Annotated in this window: 30 protein-coding genes; 7 read left to right on the top strand and 23 right to left on the bottom strand. The window is 28.4% G+C overall.

Features of this window, described 5'->3' with window-relative positions:
* Positions 1–2: 2 nt before the first annotated feature.
* The 17 genes from KGF50_RS09410 to KGF50_RS09330 all read right to left on the bottom strand — a co-directional run bounded on the left by KGF50_RS09410 (position 3) and on the right by KGF50_RS09330 (position 10,027).
* Positions 3–1,271 (bottom strand): phage major capsid protein, encoded by a 1,269-nt coding sequence (locus tag KGF50_RS09410; RefSeq protein WP_227847805.1) that lies wholly within the window; start codon positions 1,269–1,271, stop codon positions 3–5.
* Positions 1,264–2,001 (bottom strand): head maturation protease, ClpP-related, encoded by a 738-nt coding sequence (locus tag KGF50_RS09405; protein WP_227847804.1) that lies wholly within the window; start codon positions 1,999–2,001, stop codon positions 1,264–1,266. Before KGF50_RS09405 ends, KGF50_RS09410 begins: the two co-directional genes overlap by 8 nt.
* 5 nt (positions 2,002–2,006) lie before the next feature.
* Positions 2,007–3,161 carry a phage portal protein gene (locus tag KGF50_RS09400; RefSeq protein WP_227847803.1) on the bottom strand — a complete coding sequence of 385 codons (1,155 nt, stop codon included), beginning with the start codon at positions 3,159–3,161 and terminating at the stop codon, positions 2,007–2,009.
* A 15-nt stretch (positions 3,162–3,176) separates the two neighbouring features.
* Positions 3,177–4,826: a terminase TerL endonuclease subunit gene (locus KGF50_RS09395; RefSeq protein ID WP_227847802.1), complete on the bottom strand. Its 1,650-nt coding sequence runs from the start codon at positions 4,824–4,826 to the stop codon at positions 3,177–3,179.
* Entirely contained in the window at positions 4,823–5,212 is a 390-nt protein-coding gene (locus tag KGF50_RS09390) for a hypothetical protein (RefSeq protein WP_227847801.1), read from the bottom strand. Before KGF50_RS09390 ends, KGF50_RS09395 begins: the two co-directional genes overlap by 4 nt.
* Positions 5,213–5,308: 96 nt before the next feature.
* Positions 5,309–5,602: an HNH endonuclease gene (locus tag KGF50_RS09385; protein WP_227847800.1), complete on the bottom strand. Its 294-nt coding sequence runs from the start codon at positions 5,600–5,602 to the stop codon at positions 5,309–5,311.
* Positions 5,595–5,891: a hypothetical protein gene (locus tag KGF50_RS09380; RefSeq protein ID WP_227847799.1), complete on the bottom strand. Its 297-nt coding sequence runs from the start codon at positions 5,889–5,891 to the stop codon at positions 5,595–5,597. Before KGF50_RS09380 ends, KGF50_RS09385 begins: the two co-directional genes overlap by 8 nt.
* A gap of 196 nt (positions 5,892–6,087) precedes the next feature.
* On the bottom strand, positions 6,088–6,648 hold the full coding sequence (locus tag KGF50_RS09375) for a tyrosine-type recombinase/integrase (RefSeq protein ID WP_227847798.1): 561 nt from the start codon (positions 6,646–6,648) through the stop codon (positions 6,088–6,090).
* Positions 6,649–6,836: 188 nt separating this feature from the next.
* On the bottom strand, positions 6,837–7,304 hold the full coding sequence (locus KGF50_RS09370) for a hypothetical protein (protein ID WP_227847797.1): 468 nt from the start codon (positions 7,302–7,304) through the stop codon (positions 6,837–6,839).
* Between the two features lie 243 nt (positions 7,305–7,547).
* On the bottom strand, positions 7,548–7,808 hold the full coding sequence (locus KGF50_RS09365) for a hypothetical protein (RefSeq protein WP_227847796.1): 261 nt from the start codon (positions 7,806–7,808) through the stop codon (positions 7,548–7,550).
* A gap of 17 nt (positions 7,809–7,825) precedes the next feature.
* Positions 7,826–8,233, bottom strand: coding sequence for a hypothetical protein (locus KGF50_RS09360; protein WP_227847795.1), 408 nt, complete (start codon positions 8,231–8,233; stop codon positions 7,826–7,828).
* Between the two features lie 16 nt (positions 8,234–8,249).
* On the bottom strand, positions 8,250–8,465 hold the full coding sequence (locus KGF50_RS09355; RefSeq protein ID WP_227847794.1) for a hypothetical protein: 216 nt from the start codon (positions 8,463–8,465) through the stop codon (positions 8,250–8,252).
* Positions 8,462–8,734, bottom strand: a complete 273-nt coding sequence (locus KGF50_RS09350) for a hypothetical protein (RefSeq protein WP_227847793.1) — start codon at positions 8,732–8,734, stop codon at positions 8,462–8,464. The genes KGF50_RS09355 and KGF50_RS09350 overlap by 4 nt, the downstream gene beginning before the upstream one ends.
* Positions 8,735–8,745: 11 nt before the next feature.
* On the bottom strand, positions 8,746–9,099 hold the full coding sequence (locus tag KGF50_RS09345; protein ID WP_227847792.1) for a hypothetical protein: 354 nt from the start codon (positions 9,097–9,099) through the stop codon (positions 8,746–8,748).
* Positions 9,086–9,262 carry a hypothetical protein gene (locus KGF50_RS09340; protein WP_227847791.1) on the bottom strand — a complete coding sequence of 59 codons (177 nt, stop codon included), beginning with the start codon at positions 9,260–9,262 and terminating at the stop codon, positions 9,086–9,088. Before KGF50_RS09340 ends, KGF50_RS09345 begins: the two co-directional genes overlap by 14 nt.
* A gap of 110 nt (positions 9,263–9,372) precedes the next feature.
* Positions 9,373–9,801, bottom strand: coding sequence for a hypothetical protein (locus tag KGF50_RS09335; protein WP_227847790.1), 429 nt, complete (start codon positions 9,799–9,801; stop codon positions 9,373–9,375).
* A gap of 67 nt (positions 9,802–9,868) precedes the next feature.
* Positions 9,869–10,027 (bottom strand): hypothetical protein, encoded by a 159-nt coding sequence (locus KGF50_RS09330; RefSeq protein ID WP_227847789.1) that lies wholly within the window; start codon positions 10,025–10,027, stop codon positions 9,869–9,871.
* Positions 10,028–10,191: 164 nt separating this feature from the next.
* Between KGF50_RS09330 and KGF50_RS09325 the strand changes: the two genes are divergently transcribed.
* Positions 10,192–10,569, top strand: a complete 378-nt coding sequence (locus tag KGF50_RS09325; RefSeq protein WP_227847788.1) for a helix-turn-helix domain-containing protein — start codon at positions 10,192–10,194, stop codon at positions 10,567–10,569.
* Between the two features lie 21 nt (positions 10,570–10,590).
* Here the strand turns inward: KGF50_RS09325 and KGF50_RS09320 are convergent, their stop codons facing one another.
* From KGF50_RS09320 to KGF50_RS09310, 3 genes are all read right to left on the bottom strand, one after another.
* Positions 10,591–10,734, bottom strand: coding sequence for a hypothetical protein (locus KGF50_RS09320; RefSeq protein ID WP_227847787.1), 144 nt, complete (start codon positions 10,732–10,734; stop codon positions 10,591–10,593).
* 256 nt (positions 10,735–10,990) lie between these two features.
* A complete protein-coding gene (locus KGF50_RS09315; RefSeq protein WP_227847786.1) occupies positions 10,991–11,329 on the bottom strand; it encodes a hypothetical protein in 339 nt (112 codons plus the stop codon).
* 20 nt (positions 11,330–11,349) lie between these two features.
* Positions 11,350–13,515, bottom strand: coding sequence for a DEAD/DEAH box helicase family protein (locus KGF50_RS09310; RefSeq protein WP_227847785.1), 2,166 nt, complete (start codon positions 13,513–13,515; stop codon positions 11,350–11,352).
* A 432-nt stretch (positions 13,516–13,947) separates the two neighbouring features.
* Between KGF50_RS09310 and KGF50_RS09305 the strand changes: the two genes are divergently transcribed.
* From KGF50_RS09305 to KGF50_RS09290, 4 genes are all read left to right on the top strand, one after another.
* Positions 13,948–14,670, top strand: a complete 723-nt coding sequence (locus tag KGF50_RS09305; protein ID WP_227847784.1) for a 3'-5' exonuclease — start codon at positions 13,948–13,950, stop codon at positions 14,668–14,670.
* A 116-nt stretch (positions 14,671–14,786) separates the two neighbouring features.
* A complete protein-coding gene (locus tag KGF50_RS09300; RefSeq protein WP_227847783.1) occupies positions 14,787–14,939 on the top strand; it encodes a type I toxin-antitoxin system toxin in 153 nt (50 codons plus the stop codon).
* 490 nt (positions 14,940–15,429) lie between these two features.
* Positions 15,430–16,248 (top strand): ParA family protein, encoded by an 819-nt coding sequence (locus KGF50_RS09295; RefSeq protein ID WP_227847782.1) that lies wholly within the window; start codon positions 15,430–15,432, stop codon positions 16,246–16,248.
* A gap of 2 nt (positions 16,249–16,250) precedes the next feature.
* Positions 16,251–16,610: a hypothetical protein gene (locus KGF50_RS09290; RefSeq protein WP_227847781.1), complete on the top strand. Its 360-nt coding sequence runs from the start codon at positions 16,251–16,253 to the stop codon at positions 16,608–16,610.
* A 165-nt stretch (positions 16,611–16,775) separates the two neighbouring features.
* Here KGF50_RS09290 and KGF50_RS09285 read toward each other — a convergent pair whose 3' ends face one another.
* On the bottom strand, positions 16,776–16,988 hold the full coding sequence (locus tag KGF50_RS09285) for an HTH domain-containing protein (protein WP_227847780.1): 213 nt from the start codon (positions 16,986–16,988) through the stop codon (positions 16,776–16,778).
* 185 nt (positions 16,989–17,173) lie between these two features.
* Between KGF50_RS09285 and KGF50_RS09280 the strand changes: the two genes are divergently transcribed.
* Positions 17,174–17,824: a helix-turn-helix domain-containing protein gene (locus KGF50_RS09280; RefSeq protein ID WP_227847779.1), complete on the top strand. Its 651-nt coding sequence runs from the start codon at positions 17,174–17,176 to the stop codon at positions 17,822–17,824.
* Between the two features lie 20 nt (positions 17,825–17,844).
* Complete coding sequence (locus KGF50_RS09275; protein ID WP_227847778.1) at positions 17,845–18,102, top strand: hypothetical protein; 258 nt, start codon at positions 17,845–17,847, stop codon at positions 18,100–18,102.
* Positions 18,103–18,151: 49 nt separating this feature from the next.
* Here KGF50_RS09275 and KGF50_RS09270 read toward each other — a convergent pair whose 3' ends face one another.
* Entirely contained in the window at positions 18,152–18,964 is an 813-nt protein-coding gene (locus KGF50_RS09270; RefSeq protein ID WP_227847777.1) for an N-acetylmuramoyl-L-alanine amidase, read from the bottom strand.
* Positions 18,964–19,068: a phage holin family protein gene (locus tag KGF50_RS09265; protein ID WP_227847826.1), complete on the bottom strand. Its 105-nt coding sequence runs from the start codon at positions 19,066–19,068 to the stop codon at positions 18,964–18,966. The genes KGF50_RS09270 and KGF50_RS09265 overlap by 1 nt, the downstream gene beginning before the upstream one ends.
* Positions 19,069–19,077: the final 9 nt, after the last annotated feature.

Here is a 19,077-nt window from a genome sequence, read left to right as displayed (position 1 = left end):
ACCTACTTTGTAACCGCACTAGTTTTTTTTACTATCATACCAAAAGCTTTATTACTTATAACATTACCATCGACCAATGAATAAGTTAAATAATCTGTCTTTCTACTTTTCACATGCTCATCTGTATATAAAGTTACATTCTCATTTATATTTATCGCGTAACCCTTTGCTATATTTCCAGCAAGAATCTCGCCATCTACCATGCTATCATCCATTTTGACAGCTCGACCAAACATTCTTCCAACTCCATCACTATTTACAGCATCAGGGATAAAAATCGGTTTTCCTGTTGTGTCTAATATTTCCGCTAATTGCGTCCATATTGTTGTACTATTAGCATAAATACAAGCTCCATTACTCCATTTTTTCAAAACAGCCATCAATTTTGTTATATCTGTATAATCTATCTTGTCATCATATTCTATTATTTGCGCCTTGCTAGCTTCCTTACTTAAAGAAGTCTTTATTCCAAGTGGTTGGGGTTTAAAAGAATCACTTTCCCCTGGTTTTCCTTTTCCATCCACAATGGCTTTCGCTAATGCTGCCCCCATTTTTTCAGCTAAAAGACTAGTTATATATGGAACAAATTCATCAATACTCATTTTTTTCAATTTCCATGATACAGTTATATCCTTTGCAAGTTCGCAGCCTCTTAAAGTTATTTCCTTTAGCTTATAACCATCCTCTTTAACTTCTGTTTCTTCATCATACCACGCAGCATCATCGCCACTGTCTTCTTCTGTTATAATTGTCAAATCGCCTGCTACAAAAGTTGGAGAAGCATCTCCGAATAAAGGATACATGTCACCGATTTCTTTCCATATACCAGAAGTCACAGTTTTAGGAATTAAAATAGTATTATTTTCGCTTATTTGAACTTCCGCTCTATATTCTGAGTTAATACTATTAAAGACCTCCTGCTCTTCTGAATTTAACGGCTTTCCTAACATATCTTTAGCCCAAGCATTTTTATATTGTTCTTGTTTATCCTTAACAGTTGTGTCTTCTATACCTTCTATTTTGCCTTTGTTATTAGTTAAATTAAAAATAGTAGGGTCGATTTTGACATTGTCCTGCAATGCTTTTAAATTCGCCCTAGCTTTTACATTTCTTTCATATTCCTCGTCTAAAACTTTTATTTTATTGGCTATTTTTTCAGCTTCTTCCGTTTTTTCTTCTCCTGCTCCTTCCTCCCCAACTTCATCATCAAGTAACTTTTGTGCCTCGTCTATCATTTCTTGTCTTTTCTTAAAATACTCTTCTCTAGTCATTTAAACCCCCTAATTTTAATAAGTTCAGTTTCATCTGAACTCTTTTTTTATTATTACTTTCTTTTTCATTACTAGTCTTATCTACTTTATTTTTTAAGACATGAGGTATTTTATTATACTTAGTGAAACAATCGCTCACGCAAGCAGCAACCTCTTTTTTCTCATCAACTTCAAAATTAAAATAATTTGATGCTTCTTTACCAGTGAACCAAGTTTCTTCTCTTAGCTTTTCTTTTATTTCTTCAATGTCAATTCCTTCTCTCAAATTGTCTTTATACACATTTAAAATACCTTCTTCTATCCTGTTTAAATCCTCTGATGCCTTAATTAATTTATCTGAATTATAAGCCCCCATTAGTCCTACCCAAGGCTTATGAATCATAAAATAGGCATTAGCAGGAATTACAACTTTGTCACCCGCTAAAGCTATGACACTAGCAATACTTGCAGCTACGCCATCTACATAAACAGTTTTAAATCCTTCATGCCTTTTTAGCATATTGTATATTGCCATGCCTGCAAATACAGACCCTCCACCACTGTTTATATAGATATTTAAATCTTTTCCTTGTTCAGTTGTTAAAAAGTTTTTAATAGAAAGTGGGTACTGGTCTTCTTCTGTCCAAGCGTCCCACTCATCACAAACAATATCTCCATAGAAATAGAGGCTTGAACTTGTTTCTGTTGAGTTTTTGATTTTTAAAAACTCATTTAAATTGTCATTAGCCATTTATTTTACTCACCTCCTTCCACAACAGCAGTATCTAATCGACGAACAGGTTTATCGCCATTTTCTATCGGCGAAAGGTTCATTATTTTACGCCACTCATTCGGAGTAAGTGAACCTCTATCAACCATTTGAACCAAATTCAATTTAGTAGACATACTTGCATACTGTAAATTAGAAGCTTCAAAAATTATCTCATTTCCAAAACTTCGAGCTTTTCTAGTAAAAAGTTTTTCTGTGTACTGATCGGATAATTGTAATCCAGTTGGTTCAATCTCAGATTCATAATAAGCATTCCATTCGTCTTCGCTATATTTGCTTTGGACTATTTTCTCATTAGTATTAAAAAACGAATATAATCTCTGTATCGCTTTATCCATTTGTGCAGCATTAGGAACATAACTCTCAGCTTTGACCTGTTCAGCATCATATTTCGAATCAGTTGCAGCAGCTCCGCCTGCGTCTGAGTCTATTTGCAAATAATTTTTTTCAAATTCCTTGACCTCTTTCTTTATGTCGTCGGGTCTAAGTGTTGTTTTAAATTTTAATAACCATTTGATTGTGTTACTATTTTTAATAGCTTTTACAACTCCTTGGTCTGTTGTGCTTACAACTTCCATAAGCGGCTCAAGTACTTTGGCTGGAGATGTTCCAAACAAATCATTTTCATTAAAATCTTTTCTTAAATGAATTATATCCGAATACGGATAAGAAACTACTTTCCCATTTCTAAGTAAAAACTTCAAAAATAAAACTTCATTCTCATAAACAGCTTCAACATTTAAAGCATTAAGAGGATAAATTTGAACTGGTATATTATAATCATCTTTAATAATCACAGCAAAAGCATTACCATTAAGTTCCAATTGAGTAACCATTTTTTCTTGAAGCATTTGACCACTCATAAATGGGTTTGGATTTTCAAGTAAAAATTTAATATGAATTTCCGGATTAGTCTTAAATTCAGTCTCATTACTTCTAATATGTTTAGCTGTCATTTTACCAACTGCTTTAGCTTTTGGTCGTATAATACTTCTTACAATATCACTTTTATACAAATTACCATGCCAACTATAAAATCCATTTCCAGAATCTGAAATAAGTTCAATCACAACTCTTCCAGGAGCTTCTTTATTTTTCTTCTTAGATTTAAATATATTCATTTTTCACCCCCTCACCTAAATCATGTTTTCATATTCTGCCATTTTTTCTTTCAGAACAACATAGCCTATAATTAAAGAGACAGCTCCATCAATGCGTCGTCTTCTGTCCATACCTTTTATTGGCTGTATATTCCCATTTATATCTGTTTTTATTTCTGTATTACTAAGACACCATTTATCAATAGAGTTATTATTATAAATAACTTTGTTAGCTTTTAAATCGGCCCGTAGTTCCTTCATAGGCGCGGATAAAGTATAAACCCCTTGCCTAACCTTAATCATAGAATCCTTTCCGAACTCATTCTCATAAGCTAAAAGCAAACTAGAGTCAACATGCCAAGGGTCAAACCCAATCCATGAAATATAAATGTCATACTCTTCTTTGATTTCTCTAAACCACTGTAAGATGTCATATGGGTTTATTTTATTTCCCTCACATACCCTTAGTAAACCTTGTTTTTCCCATAAATCATACGGGATTTTATCTTCATCAGTTTTTTGTTTTAATCGCTCAGATGGAACCCAATACATAGAAAGTATATAGATATTATCATCATATCTTTTCTTTAATAAAACTTTAGCAGATGCTAGGTCTGTAGTTTCAGCTAAGTCAAAACAACCTATGCCATATCTAAATTCCATTTCATTTACATTAAATTTAGTTTCATTATTTAACTCATCCCATCTTAACCAAGCAGTAGCAGAATTTTCTTTCATATTAAAATCTTTTACCATAACGGTAGGTTTAAAACTTGGGTCTGTTTTGGCTTTTTTAACACAATTTCTTAAAAAATCAAGTTTTTTTATAGTACCTAAACCTGGATTGGCTTTCATCCAGCATTCTTCTCTGTCCCATTCATCTTTATCATCTAGCTCATAGATAAAAGCTATAAACCTATCATCTTTTATTTTTCCATCTAAGACATTGCAAGCATACTCATATTGCGCATCAAAAATACCTTCTCTAACAAAACCATTTGTAGTAATGCAATTTAAAAGGGGCTGATTTCTTGCACCCATAGACTGTTTCATTAAGTCGTAAATATCTCTATTTTTTATAGCTGCTAATTCATCTATGGTTACCATATGTGAGTTTAATCCATCAAGCCCATTACTATTACTAGCAAGTGCCTGCAAAAAACCATAGTTAGCATGAAAATAGAGGTCTGATTTTCTTTTTTTAATATGCTTAGATAAAATTTTAGATTGCTGTACCATTTTGTAACACTCTTTAAACCCTTTTTGTGCCTGTTCGTATTTAGTTGCAATATTATAAACCTCTGGAGAACCTTCATTGTCTGCAATTAACATAAATAATTCATCTGCTGCCAATTCTGTAGTCTTGCCATTTTTACGACCTCGAATATCTAACACTTCTTGATATTTTCTAAATCGTGTTTCTTTATCAACAAAGCCGAAAACAGCTTGATGCTTGGCTTTCTGAAACAACTCAAGTTTTAAAGGCTCACCTAATTTGCCTTGTGCTTGCTTACAAAATGCCTCTATAAACTCAATAGGTCTATTCGCAAGCTCTTCATTAAAAACCCAGCCATCCTTTGGATTATATAAGTCGTGAACAAGCTTTTTATATACTTGCTTAATCCTGCTACAAGCAACTATTTCTCCACTTAATATTTTTTGATAATACTCTTCAATATAGGTCATTTATTAAGTCTACCTTTTTTTATAAACTCAATAAGTTCATCCTCTTCCTCCTGTTTTATATCACTTGGAATAATATCAATTAGTTGCTTCATAACACTAGAGTAAAGTTTCATAAAATTTAAATATATCTTAACTTGAAGCCTCTCCCTTTCAAACTCCTGCTTACCTTGCTTAAAAATTTCTGTCAAACCTTCTCTTATCAAAATTTCCCTGGTCTCTTCTAAAGATATTTTCAAGAAAGCCGCTTCATTTACTAACCCATCTAAAATCTTAACTTTTTCTTTTTCTAAATCTTTGTAGTTCTTCTTTAATCTGCTTACCTCTTGTTTTATCTTTTTTTCTTTTTCTAATTGTTCGTAAATTATTTTAAATAACCCCCCTCCCATTCTGATTTTTCCACGCGGAGGAAAATTGATGTGGGGACATCGGTATTTGAAATCAGCCCCCAGGGTCGTTTTTAGGGGGGGATATACTACTTTTTTCTAATTCGAAATCAATTCCCCATTTTCATTAAATTTTAATCCTGCTCTAGTAATATCTTTCTTACTCTTATGCTTTTTGCTATGACAATCTTTGCATAGCAATATCAAATTATCCTCACTTAAAGCTATCTCAACATCATGTATATTAGCAGGAGTTAAATATTTTATATGATGAACTTCTTCTCCTAACTTCCCACACTCAGCACACAAGCCTAGATGTTTCTTAATAATTGATTGCCTACACTCCTTCCAAGCTTTGCTATTATAAAAGCTTCTACTAAATTCTCTAGCCATTAGTAAGCACTCCATCAATAGCTTCTTTAAGTACTTCTTTAAGCTCTTCTATATTCCAATCTACAACTAAAGCTTCTTTATCTGCTTCCTCACACTCTGCCTTATCAAGCTTCCTTAAAAACTTATCAACTAAAAATTCCATAGTTATTACATTCCTTCTAATTTTTTCTTTTTCATTGAAAGGATATGGAACATTATTATAAACTTTGTCTAAGTCTCGAGAAACTTTTAAATCTAATGCTGAAATAATCAGTTTAATCTCTTTGTCATCTAACTCTATTTCTTTCATTAAAACACCTCTTTTTCATACGAATATTATTAAAATGTATCTAAATATAATTCGTATTTCTTCATTTGAACGTCTTATTTTCTTAGAGAACCAGACATTCAATTTATTTTTTTCCTACTTCTTATATAGCGATTTTGATACCTTGAATATCACTACACCAAATTTTTAGACATTCAAACAGACAAATAAAAAAATATCACCTTACAAAGTCGTCTAATGACTCACTGTAATGATGATACAATTCTTTATCTAAACCTAGATATTCTTTTGTTTCTTCTATTGAAGAGTGACCTAACAATTCTTTGACTGCAACAATATCTTTTCCACTATCAATATAAATTTTATAAGCATAAGTTTTCCTCATACTATGTGCTGTTATATCATATAAGCCAAAATATTCTCCTGCCTCTTTTATTGCTTTGCTAACAGCTTCAACACCAATATGAGGATATTTTTTTTTCCTTGATATAAACATATATTCATAGTCATGTTTACCTTTTATATACTTCTTTAATATTTGTGCAATTTTGGGTCTTACTTCAACCGTACGAGGTTTCCTGTTCTTTTCTCTAATATTTTTACTATTAGCTTTCTTACCTTCCATAATGGTAAATTCTTGCCTTCTTAAAGCTTCTTTTACGTCTCTAACTTTTAGCTTAACTAAATCCCCCGCCCTATATCCTGTCGTTATCCCTAGCATAAAAATAACATAGTTTCTGTAACTTTTACATCTTAGATAATCTTGAATATCCAGCACTTCTTGAGTACGCTTAATAGGCTTTGATGCTCTTTTTACTCCTAATCAAAATACCCCCTTTCAAAAGAGAATAAAAAAAGCCCATGAGTTCTTTCCTCATAAGCTTTTGAAGTGAAAACATATTTAATTTTCCACAATACAATTATAACCTGTAATAAGAGTTTTGTGTTGACCTTTTTTAGTCCTTTTTATTCCCTATCTTTTTTCGCTTCTTCTCCGTATTTCATCAATGTAATGTTCCTCAAAGCATCCGTATATTTCCTTTGAATGACCGTTTTAGAAACCATTAATAATTCAGAAATTTCCCCGTAGGAATTTACTTTTGCATCAAAATGCCTAAGGCTTATAATTTCCTGCTCTTCTTCACTCAATCTCTTCATGTAAATATTAATCATTTCTATTCTACTATCTATAATTTCAATTTCAGTCTCTTTTATATAAATTTTTTCCTGCGAATTTATAATCATGTCATCTATGCCATAATTCCCGGAGCGTACCGGAAACCCAAGCTCATTAAAATTTATACTACTAAGCTTTTCATTCTTTTTAAGAAATTCTATTTCATCATTTAAAACTTCTTTTCTTACTTTAAGTTCTCTAACTCCATCTAAAAGCTTTATAGTTTTGTCAATATACTCTTTTTTTAATTCAACCAATCATTTTACCCCCCTTTCATTTAAAAACAATATACTATTCCCTAAATTAAGGTTTGGGGACTAGTTAGGCATTTTGTAGCATTTCCAAGCGTTCTATATTATTCAAAATATTCTGTATTCTTATATTGTTTTTTTGTTATAAGACTTCATTTTTTTAAGTTTAAATAAAATCTATTTATATAAAGTTTTTTGCCATATATAATTAATAATTAAAGTGAATACTATCAATATATACTTTTAACTTTAATTTATTTTTTCTAATTTCCATTTCCTTTTTCTAAGCTTTTTGTTATGTTCTTTTAGTCCTTCCCTTATGTTATGTATGCCAATTATTTTAAATAAAGTGAGAATTGCTTGAAAAACGTCCAATCCTTCTTCTAATATCTTTTTATTATCATCCAGTGCAATAGCTTCCTTAAGTTCCAAAATTTCTTCTAGCACCTTTTCAAATTGTTTTTGAACCGTCCAACTTTCCGGCACATTAGCAATCATTTTAAAATTCATTTTTAGACCTCCCCTTTTTATATTTCTTCTAAAATTTCTTCATGTATTGCTTTTACTTCTTTAAAACCTCTAATCACCATGTCATTTACAACTTTTTTCATATATCCATCATGCTTAAAATCAATACACCTTTCATCACCATTTTTCTTAATAATTAAAATTTTAACTTCTTCTACTTCATTCTCAATTTCATTTATAACATTTCCTAAATCTTTTATACTTTCCCCTATAACAACTTTTTTCGCTTCTTCAAAACCACTTAAAGCCCACCAAAAATTATTTCCCATTTTCAATTTTCTCCTTTTCATCATCTTTTTTCTTCCCTTGCACTCCTCACAACAATAAGCTATTTTTCCATTATTACTGGAGAGAAATGTTTTTCCGCACCAACCACAGATTTTTAAAACTTTCCCTTTCCTGCTCATTTCTCCACATCCTTATTTAGTTCCAAAATGGAGCTTTTTCCCTATTTCTTTCAGCTGTTAAAACTTCAACTATTCTGTAATTTTTAAGCTCTTTTTTTCTTTCAAGCATTCTAATCCATTCATAAAATTTACATCTGTATTCAAGTGTATAGGCATAATCGGGTAAGTCATTATATTTATCTAATAAACTATCAAATTTTTCTAATGCTTGCGTAACATTTATTTTATTCATTTTTTAACACTTCTCTTTTTTATTCTAAGTAACTCTTTTTCTGTTTCACTAGCTTCTTCACACATTGATTTAAAACTTATTTCAAAACCACTCTTCAAAAAGTCATATAATAATTTATTAGAAAAAAGAATAGGTACTTTAGTTCCGTCGTTTTTAATAATTGTAACTTTTACTTTTTTGCAATTTTTTATTTCTTTTGAGTAACCATTTAGCTCTTTTATATCTTTTTGTGTTATCTTTATTGCTTCATCTAATTCTATTTTTTTCATAGATATTCTCCTTATTTATTCCTACAAGGAAATTCTTTTATTTTTTCTTCATTATTGACTCTAAGTAATATTTCAGTTGCTTTTTTATTCTTTATCCTAAGTTTTTTAGTTTTATTAACTATACTGATAGCTTTCTTAAAATCTTTATCAAATAATTTCTCAATTATTGAATTATAAAATTCATTTTCCATTTTAGTCATTCCTAAATTCATATACAAACTTGCTTTAGATAAATATTGTTCAGAAAGTTCTCCAAGACGTTTTTTAAGTTCTTCATCTTTAAATTTCAATTCATCTTTTTTTACTTCTAATTCTTCTTTAAGTTTTAAAAACTCATCAATTCTTACAAGTTTATAACCTAGCAATCAAAACACCCCTTTCACGCTTTTCTTTTTCTTCTATCTCCCTACAAGCTATATTAAATAACTCTCCTTTAGATTTGCTTTGATATTTCTTTTTCAGTTCTATTTGTCTATTTCTAATAAAATCAGCTTTTTCCAGCATACTCATTTCTGAAATCTTTTTCATTTGTTTTACTCCTGGTTACATATGTTAAGATACTTATTTTAACTAATTCAATGTTATTAAAAACGCACTTGACGACTAACATTGTTACTTTTTGTTCCTAGTCTTTGTAACTAAAATGGTGATTCATATACTCTAGTCATATCCATTAAACAATTCGGGCATATAGCAACAGTTTCCAACTGTTCAAAAACACTTCGCTTCCTATCATAGTTTGTTAACACAGGAAACGAGGTTAGTTCCTCAGAGTTCGAAAATACTCTTCCGCATTTCTCACAACAAGCAATGTCAGTAAATATCTCCTCTCGTTCTTCAACTTCATTAGTCCATATTTTAAATTCTATAAAATCTTTATTTTCTTTTTTGCTCTCAGTTTCTTGATTATGTTTGCTTAATATATCTAATGCTTTCTTTGCATTTTCTTCTGTACAAGAGTCTAAGCTTTCAACCTCTCCAAATACAACTACATTTTCATTCTTTGCTTCGACAACTCTAAAAAGTTCAATTAATTCTTTTAATTCTTCTACACTTTCAATATACATAATTTCACCTTTTCCTTTCGTTTTTTTATTTAAATTAGATTTTTAGTGTAGCCGCCAAGTACACTTTTTATTTAGTTTCTTTTTCTTCATCATTCAAGCAATTAATTATTCCTTCCATTCGTCCCATAAATCGTTGAAATTTCAACGGACTTTTCTCCAATATAGCCTCACCTAGTTCAATAAATTCCAATAATTCTTTTTGTTCGTATGGCTCTCTATACTCCATGTTAAGTCCTCCCTTTTCGTTTCTTTAAGATAATTATAATACATATTTTACCACTTTGCAATATATTTAATTACTTTGCACTTTAAATAATAGCATTGAATTTTTTTTAATCGCATTTCATTGCTTTGTGATAATGATTATGTTATAATATTACAAAAGGAGGTGTGTGTTTTTTGAAAGAAATTATAAATGAAGGCAATAAAATCCCTGAAATTTGCAAAAGAATTGCAGAAATAAGAAGTTTTGAAAAAGCTTCTCAAAAATCCTTTGGTGAAAAAATAAATCTAAGCCAAAGCCAAATAGCATCATATGAAAAAGGACATAGAATACCAACTGACAGAGCCATAAACGATATTTGCAGAGTTTACAAAGTCAATAAAGACTGGTTAGTAAAAGGAACAGGTAAAAAATTTATAGACCCATTAGTGGGTTTAGACCTTGACCCAGAAATCGAAGAAATGGCAGATTTATACTTTAAGCTAACACAAGAAAAAAGGGAATATATAATAAAATTAATGAAAAAGTCGCTTGATTCTGAGTAGCAAAAAAAGAAGATAGATAAATTATCTATCTTCTTTTTCTAATTCATAAAGAACCCCTTTTATGTACAAAAAATCATCTTTATTATTCTCTTTAATATAAAGCATAAAATTAACAAACTCACTAAAATCAGAAGATTCGTTCAAATCTTTGTATTCAATATCCATTTCAATCCCCCCATAAATAATAAGAACAAAATTAAATAATTACATTTACTTAATATTATACCCCCTTTTGAAAACATTTTCAAGAACACATGTACGATTTTTTGTCGTAATTATATACTTATACTACAATAATAGTACCTTTTAGCAAATTTTGCTAGTGGAAATTATTTCCAAAACTGAAAATACTGAATTTTCTTACATAAAAAAACGCAGGGTCAAAAATTCTAATCCTGCGACTTTCTATTTATTCAAATTTCTAATCATTTGCAATCAATTCTACCCCTGCTGGCAAATTGACTTTTATAAGTTCCAATAAAAGTTCTCTTGAAAGTTCAACATCTTTAACATTTCTATATTTAATATGAAAAAAACATTTATCATCCTCATCATCGTAATAAAATTCATACTCATCATAAGTAGAATCCTCTTCCAGCAAAGCTTGAAATCCCAAATTAAATGGGACTATGCGAATTTCTCCACCTCTTATAGCCTCAACAAATTCATCATATTTATTAAAAGCATCAATTAAAAGTTCTGATAACTCATAACTTGCCTCAGCCACATATTTATCTATGATTTCAATTCTTAATTCCATATTCATTCCTCCATTTGTTTTTATATAAAACCTTTTAGTAGCAACAGTTTTTCATCTTCATCTAAAGAGTTTAACATTCTATCTTTTGTATGTTTTATAGCATTTTCTAAACTCTTATTTTTTTCATCTAATTCCAAATCTTTTTTTATGTCATCTATAGTTATATATCTTTTTATATTATTAAGTTGTATTTGTTTAACTTCAGGTGTGAACAGTTTAGGATTTGTATTTTTATAAAAAAAGATATTTTCTAAACTGTTCACACCTCTATATTTTTTCTTTTCTATAATAAAAATTTCATTCAATATGATACTCATTTTTTTAGTTGTTAAGTCCCAATTTTCCCCTAAAATTATTCTTAAATCGTTACTCAACTCCTGTAAGTGTAGTTCTGTGTAAGATGTTCCAATTCCAAATAATTTATCTATATAATTAAATACTGTAACTTGAATAAGTTCATCATTTAAAAAATCTGGATATTCCTCTTTTAATTCTCTATATATCAAAGTATTTATCTTGTTAAATATTGTTCCACGCTTTCTATTTGCTGTATTCGCTAGTTTCCAAGCAAGGTCTAAATCAAATTTATTATCTAGTACATAGTTAGAATATAGTTCTAACATGCTATTACTTTTACTTTTCTTTACTAAATTATGTATGTCATACTCTCTGTAAGCCTCTAAGCACTCTTTTGAACTCAGTTTCATATCATTATGATACTGCATTAGTGAAAAACTTTTAGAATCGCTTTTAATCTGTCTGTAGCCTACTAGAATTTCTTTATGTTCTTTTAAAATTTCTCTTGTTGCATCTTTAATTTCTTTTGCAACCTTCTTGTATTCTTTTAACTCTTTTTCATTTGTGCCAATTTCTTTAGCATCAGTTATTTTAACATTCTCGAAATATTCTTCTAATAAAACTTTAAAACTTTGTACTGTTCTTGTATTGTAATAGTTGCTGTAAACTTGACTTTTTATATATAGTTTATCTACTTTGTAACAATTATCTTTTGTACAGTAGTAGACATTTGAGTCCATGCGAATTGGTGTTGCATTTATTCCAATCGTTTCAAACTGTAACATGTGTTTAGATACTTTATTATAAGCATCTTTTAAAATTGTTGCTTTTTCTATATTTTTATTAACTAGCCACTCTATTTTGTATACATTACATTCTTCCTCGTATTTATTAAATATGTGTATATTTGCTTTTTTTAAGTTTCTAAACCTTGCAACATATTGCTTTATAGCCCCAACGTCTTTTATATTAGCGATAATTATATCTGTAATATCTTTGTTATTTATATTTACACCAGCCAAAATTGTTGTTGTATTTAAAAGTGTTTCATAGTCTCCCATATTCGAATTTTTAACTATTCTATTGTACAATTCATTTTCTTCTTTCCCATCTGCATATACAACTCCAGCGTTTTTATTAACTGAGTCTCTTATAAACTCAAGGGTTGCTATATCATTCATCAGCATTGCACTATTGTTTGACTTATTTATTATATTAATTATTTCAGTAAAATTTTTATTATCAAAGTTATTGTATAATTTAACATTGTATTCTGTTTTTTTGGTCTGAGTATACTCTATTATGTAGTCATATATTTCAAATTCAAGTTTTGTCGGTGTTGCTGTTATGTCTATTCTTCCTTTGCATTTAGACATTATATTGTTTAGATTTTTTATTGCTTTTCCTCTATAACCATCTGTATAAGTTTGATGTATTTCATCAATTACAATTATATATTCACTTAAGTCTGTGTTTATAAGCTGTTCAGTTTTATCCCAAGTCATAACGATTAAATTACCATTTTTAAACGCTTCATTAGCAGGGATTTTATCGTATGCCCCTGGTATACGATATTCTTGCATTGCCTGCTCTACATTTGAAGCATTAGGAAGTATAAACAATGCTTTAGTTTTTAATTTCTTTAATGTATTTATAAAGCTATAACTTTTCCCTGCTCCTGTTGGTGCAACAAATAAGGTTTTTCCTCCACTTGTAGAATTGGCTATAGCTGTTTTAATCCCTATAGGCTTTTCATTTATATATTTTTCTATTTCATGTATTTCATGTCTATTAAATTTTGAATAATTGTCTTTTTCATTCTCCGCTTTTTCTGCATTACATTCTTGTAAAAATAACGCATCTATATTATTTTCATTAATATTTTCCACTTATATCCCTCCATTTTTGCCTGGAGGCTAACACTCTTTTTTTTGATTTTTTGTAATAATTTTACTATTAAAATTACCTTAAAAACCTTGTGCTTTTCTATGTTTTATCTTATAATATAAATATAAGTATAGAAAAACAAGGATATATTATCCTTAATAAGAGGCTTAGCCTCGTGGTCGAGGAATACTGTTTGTTTGACGGCAATTGAGTATTCCTCATTTTATTTTTTGTATTTTAAAAATCTAATTTAAAAATTCTATTCATCTTGATATTAATTATATCACATTTAATTTATAAAAAAATACACTCTTTTTTAAAAAAATAAATTAAATTTTAGAAATAATTTTTCTGAAATGTTAATTTTTACTAAGACTTAGTATACAAACTAAGTCTTATTTTTTATAATTAAAATGTAAAGGGGGAATGACTTTGTGTTTAATTCAGTAAAGAAATTTTTAAAAACATTAAAAGAGCCAGCTCTAACTGAGTTCGATATTGCAAAACAATATGATTTTAACAAAGAACTTTCTAGTGATATAATTAGTTCTTTTAAAAGTCAAAAGGAAATTGAGTACGAAAAATTTATTAAATTTACAAATTCTAAAAATAAAGTTTTAGAACATTACATTGTTTTTGATTTAGAGACGACTGGTTTAGATGCTTCAAAAGAGGATATTATTGAAATAGCTGCTATCAAATTCGAAAGGGATGTACCAAGTGAAATTTTTAGTACATTTGTAAAGCCACGTAAAAGTATAAGAAAAAAAATAACTGATATAACAGGAATAATAGACGAAGATGTTGCTAATGCTCCAAGCATTGAAGAAGTACTTCCGCATTTTTTGAATTTTATAGGTGATTATACTCTTATAGCTCATAACGCCATTTTTGACATGGAATTTATATTAGATAAATTATATAAGAATGGATATAAAAAGATTACTAATAAGGTTGTAGATACATTAACTTTATCAAGAAAGTACATAAGAACTTATGAGGGTAAAAAACTAAAAAGTTATTCTTTACCTTCTTTACATGAAGAGTTAGGATTGAATTATAGTTCTCATAGAGCATTAGAAGACTGCAAGAGTTGTACATCAGTTTATAAAACTTGTAAAAGCGAAATGAAGTTCAAAGATGAATTAGTTTATTAGTTGATTATTAAAATATGTTATAATAATTTTAGCAAGAGAAAGCAATCTGTATTTTAAAAGAGTGGAGTCTATACACAAAAGATTATCCTCCCAACAATTGAAGGGAGGTGATGAGTATGGATAATTTTTTACTTAACATATTAGCTGGTGTTATTGCTAGTTTGATATTCTATTTAATCAGTAAATTATTTAGACAAGTAAAAAACCACTCTGTGCGAAAGAGTGGTTGGGAACTTAACTTAAAAATTAAGTTCAAAAAGTCTAGATAATTTTTTACTTTAGACGAAAACTTTACTCTTAAGACATAGAATACAGTTCTCTTGCTTTTATTATAACACAAATTTTATAAAAAGATACATTTTTACACCGTTTTAGGATATTTTAAAAGTTGTATTTTTTTATTAAAAACTATAAAAATTAAAGAAGAATAATTGAAAGGAGATTGGATATTTGTTCAATCTCCTTTTTGATAGTATAAAAGATTAAAATAAGATTATTATAAGAATATATTATTAATTTTAATAAAAAGATTAAAAAAAATAATAAGTAATTAGTATAAGAATTTAAAAATATTTTTATTTAAATTATATATTAATTAATTAATAAATGCTAAAAGATTAATTTATTAATTAATATAAGAATAATAAATTAATCTTATATTAATCTATATAAAATTAAAAATAAATTATTAAATATCCGCAAAATTGCGGAATGTATGATATAATAAGTATTATATAAAAATAAAAGGGGGTAATTTAATTGAGTACAAACCTTAACACGATTTCTATTTTTAACGTAAAAGGCGGAGTCGGTAAAACAACTCTAACAATTTTAACAGCAATGTATTTATCTAAATTAAATAAAAAAGTTTTGGTTATAGACGGAGATTTTCAAGCGAATACAACGCAATTTATACACGATATATTATTCGAGGGCGACACTATGTTTGAAGCATTAGCATATAAAGCAAAAGCAAAAGATATTATAATTAAATCGCCATTGAAGGAATTTTATAATATAGATTTAATTGGTAGTAAATTAGAATGTTGTGTACTAGGAGAACTGTTGGTAACTGAAACAAATAGAGAAAAAGCGGTTTACAGATGGTTCGCTAAAAACATAGAAACACTTAGAGAATATGATTATATTTTAATAGATTTGTCTCCTTCTTATGATATTGTTACTCGTAACTTTTTATTAATTTCGGATAGCATTATTACCCCTCTTGAGTATCAAGATATAGCAAGTATAAGAGGATGCAATCTTTTCTATACTAAGTTTAAAGAAGACTTGGAAAAATTAGAAATAGACAACAATGTTAAAAAAGCTATAGTTGTAAATAGATATACAAGTAGAAAACTTAGTACAGGCGACGAGTTTAACAAACAATTAGAAAGATACGAGGATATAAAAAAAGTTCTATTAAATACGAGAATAAGCGAGGGTACGATTGTTAAAAATGCAATTTTAAATAAAACAGATATAGAAGAACATTGTAAAAAAATTAAAAAAGCGCATAAAGTAAGAGAAGAATTTAAAAATTTTATGAACGAACTTTCTGAAAGGGGAATATTATAAAAATGAAATTTGATTTAGAAGAAAAAGAAAATAAAATTGATTATAGAGATATTACAGAAAAAAGAATACAAGATACTTTTAAAAAAAATTCTAACAGTATAGTTACCTCTCTGCTTGAAGTAAAAGAAAATGAAGAAGTAAAAAAAGAATCTGTGTCTATATACTTTGAAAGCGAAGATATAAACGTTTTAAAGGCTGTAGCACAGATTAAAAAAACTACTATTAATAAGTTAGTATTAGATGTTTTAAAACCTGTTATAAGTGCAACTAGAACAGATTTAGAAGGTAGCGAAGATGTTGAAAAACTAGCGAAGTCTTATGATAAGAGAAAAAAGGGTAGGGGTAGAAAAATAGAAAAATAATTATATAATAATTTATATAAGATTAATAAAATAATTATATATAAATTATATAATAATTTATTAATATTTTTTTATTAATTATTAACTACAAAATAAAAAGAGTGTAGAAATAAAGTTTGTTTTTTATATCTACACTCTTTTTATTTTGTAGTTTTCTTGTCTTTTCTATTCATTGCAAAACGGGCATTTATCTATATGGTAGCCTCCTGTAACCCCAGGCTTAGATTTTATATCAATTCCTGCCAATCTTAATTGATGTACATATTCTTTTATTTGTCTCTCAGATATGTTTAATATATCAGAGATTTCACCCGATTTTAATGTTTCGTTTTTTCTTAAAAGTATTATAATTTTAAAAGCGTTATCTATTTTCCCCATTTATAAACCCCTTTTCTATATATATTAATTTTCTATAATTTAATTATAACAACTGTCGGTGAACTATTTCTGTTAGGAGTTATTTTTTTACTTTTTAAATATAAAATATATTGACAACGTAAACGTTGAATGTTATTATATAAATATAAACAACAACGTAAACGTTGATAAAAGGAGTGGTATATATGTTTAAAGAACTTAATTTAGAAAATGCAAAAAATGTATTAAATGACTTTACGAATTGTCTTGGTGCTTTTGATTACCTTGAGGATGATGATAATTTGAGAGAATATTCAATAAAAGGTTTAAGTAAAGCATATGAAGAATACGTTGAAAAATCTATTTTTGCTGAAAGTAACGACATTAATATATTTGTTAATACTTACAATGATTATTTAAACTTTAGAAAAGAGAATAAAGAGGATTTTTTAGTAATTTTAAGAAAAGCACAAAATTTATCTGACGCTTGCAATATATCAGATTATTTCGCTTCAAGGAATAACTATAGCAAATTAGAGGGCGAATGGTTATCTATTAAAGAAATACAAGATTACTTAAATAAAGATTATTATGTATATATAGTAAGAAATCAATATTACAGAATTGAACGTGAAATAGATAAAATAGATGAATTAATGCAATATAAAGTATTTACATTTAAAGAAGCAACTTCTATATGGGGACTAGGCGAAAGCACATTAAGAAGTGTCGTAAGACAAAACAATCTTATTGAAGGTGTACATTATAGAAAAAGTGGAAGTAATTGGCTTATAACAGAAGAAGCCATGATAAAATTATATGGTAAACCTAATGTTATTATAGAAGATAAAAAATAAATAAAAAAGGAGATGTTTTTATGAAAAATGTTACTGAACAACAAATCGAAAAAATTGTTAATGAATTGTATGAAATCGAAACTAATGAAGGATGCCACGAGGATTACATTGAAGATTATGAAACGGAAGTAGATTTTTATCTAAGCAATGTTTTATCAGATACATACGAGGTTTATGTGAAAGAATACTGTTCTAACGAGCATGATGTATCTATCTCTGACGAGTTAACTTTTAAAATAATAGATGATTTGATTGATAAAATTAAAGATAATAATTAAATTTATATTAAAAAAGAAGGTAACAACTAACTAGTTGCTACCTTCTAATCTATCTATTAATAAAATCTAATGCTTTGTAAAGTGTATCAAACCTATCATTACCCTTTATCATTGTGAACTTTTCTTTAGTAATAGAACTTATCTTGCTACATGCCCCTCCCCCTACAACATATAAGTTTTCTGTTCTTCCTGGAACGTAATCTTTTATATCACATATTAATATTTTTGCGTTATTATATCCCCAACCAAGTACAGTTGCAAGTACTTTATCAGCTTCTCCATCATAAACTATTGTATGTTTGTACATCTGCTTAACTCCCTCATTGCTTATATTTTTATTTAATACACCTTCTGCAATTAACTTAGCTATACCTTCATATCCAAGTTTTTTAGACTTCTCATAATCTTCTTTATTGTCACAAAAGAAACTTTCTATTAATATTGCTGTAGGTTTGGAACTATTTAAGATATATAATCCTTTGTCTAATTTAGCACCTCTATTTTTAAATACTGTACCTAGTTTCTTACATATTTTAGTTGCATACTCTAGACCTTTATTACTATAATATAGTACCTCTGAGCCTTTTCCTTGACCATCACTTGCATTTAAATGTAGTTCTATGAGTAAGTCATAACCTCCACTATTAACTCTAGGTATTTTATAAGTCTTTTCTTCTGATTTAGTTTTAAACTGTCTTTCTGGGCATATTATTACATCTACCTTATGCCCTTCTTTTCTAAATGTATCTGCTAATACTGGTGCAAGAGATTTATTGTATTGATACTCGTTAACTACTCCATCAGCAGAAGTACATGCACCACTTTTTAAAATACTGTGTCCTACTGTAATACATATTTTCATTATTTATTTTCCTCCTTCAACTGTTTATAAGTTTGATTTATACCTATTGATATACCCCAACAAATCACTCCTTGTAAGACTGCATCAGCATTTAATCCTAGCATCCATACTGA

Origin of the sequence: Clostridioides sp. ZZV15-6598 (assembly GCF_020657705.1) — a bacterium.
Classification (GTDB): Bacteria; Bacillota; Clostridia; order Peptostreptococcales; family Peptostreptococcaceae; genus Clostridioides; species Clostridioides difficile_F.
The sequence above is the reverse complement of the archived record's forward strand: the minus strand, read 5'-3'. Positions and strand labels throughout refer to the sequence as shown.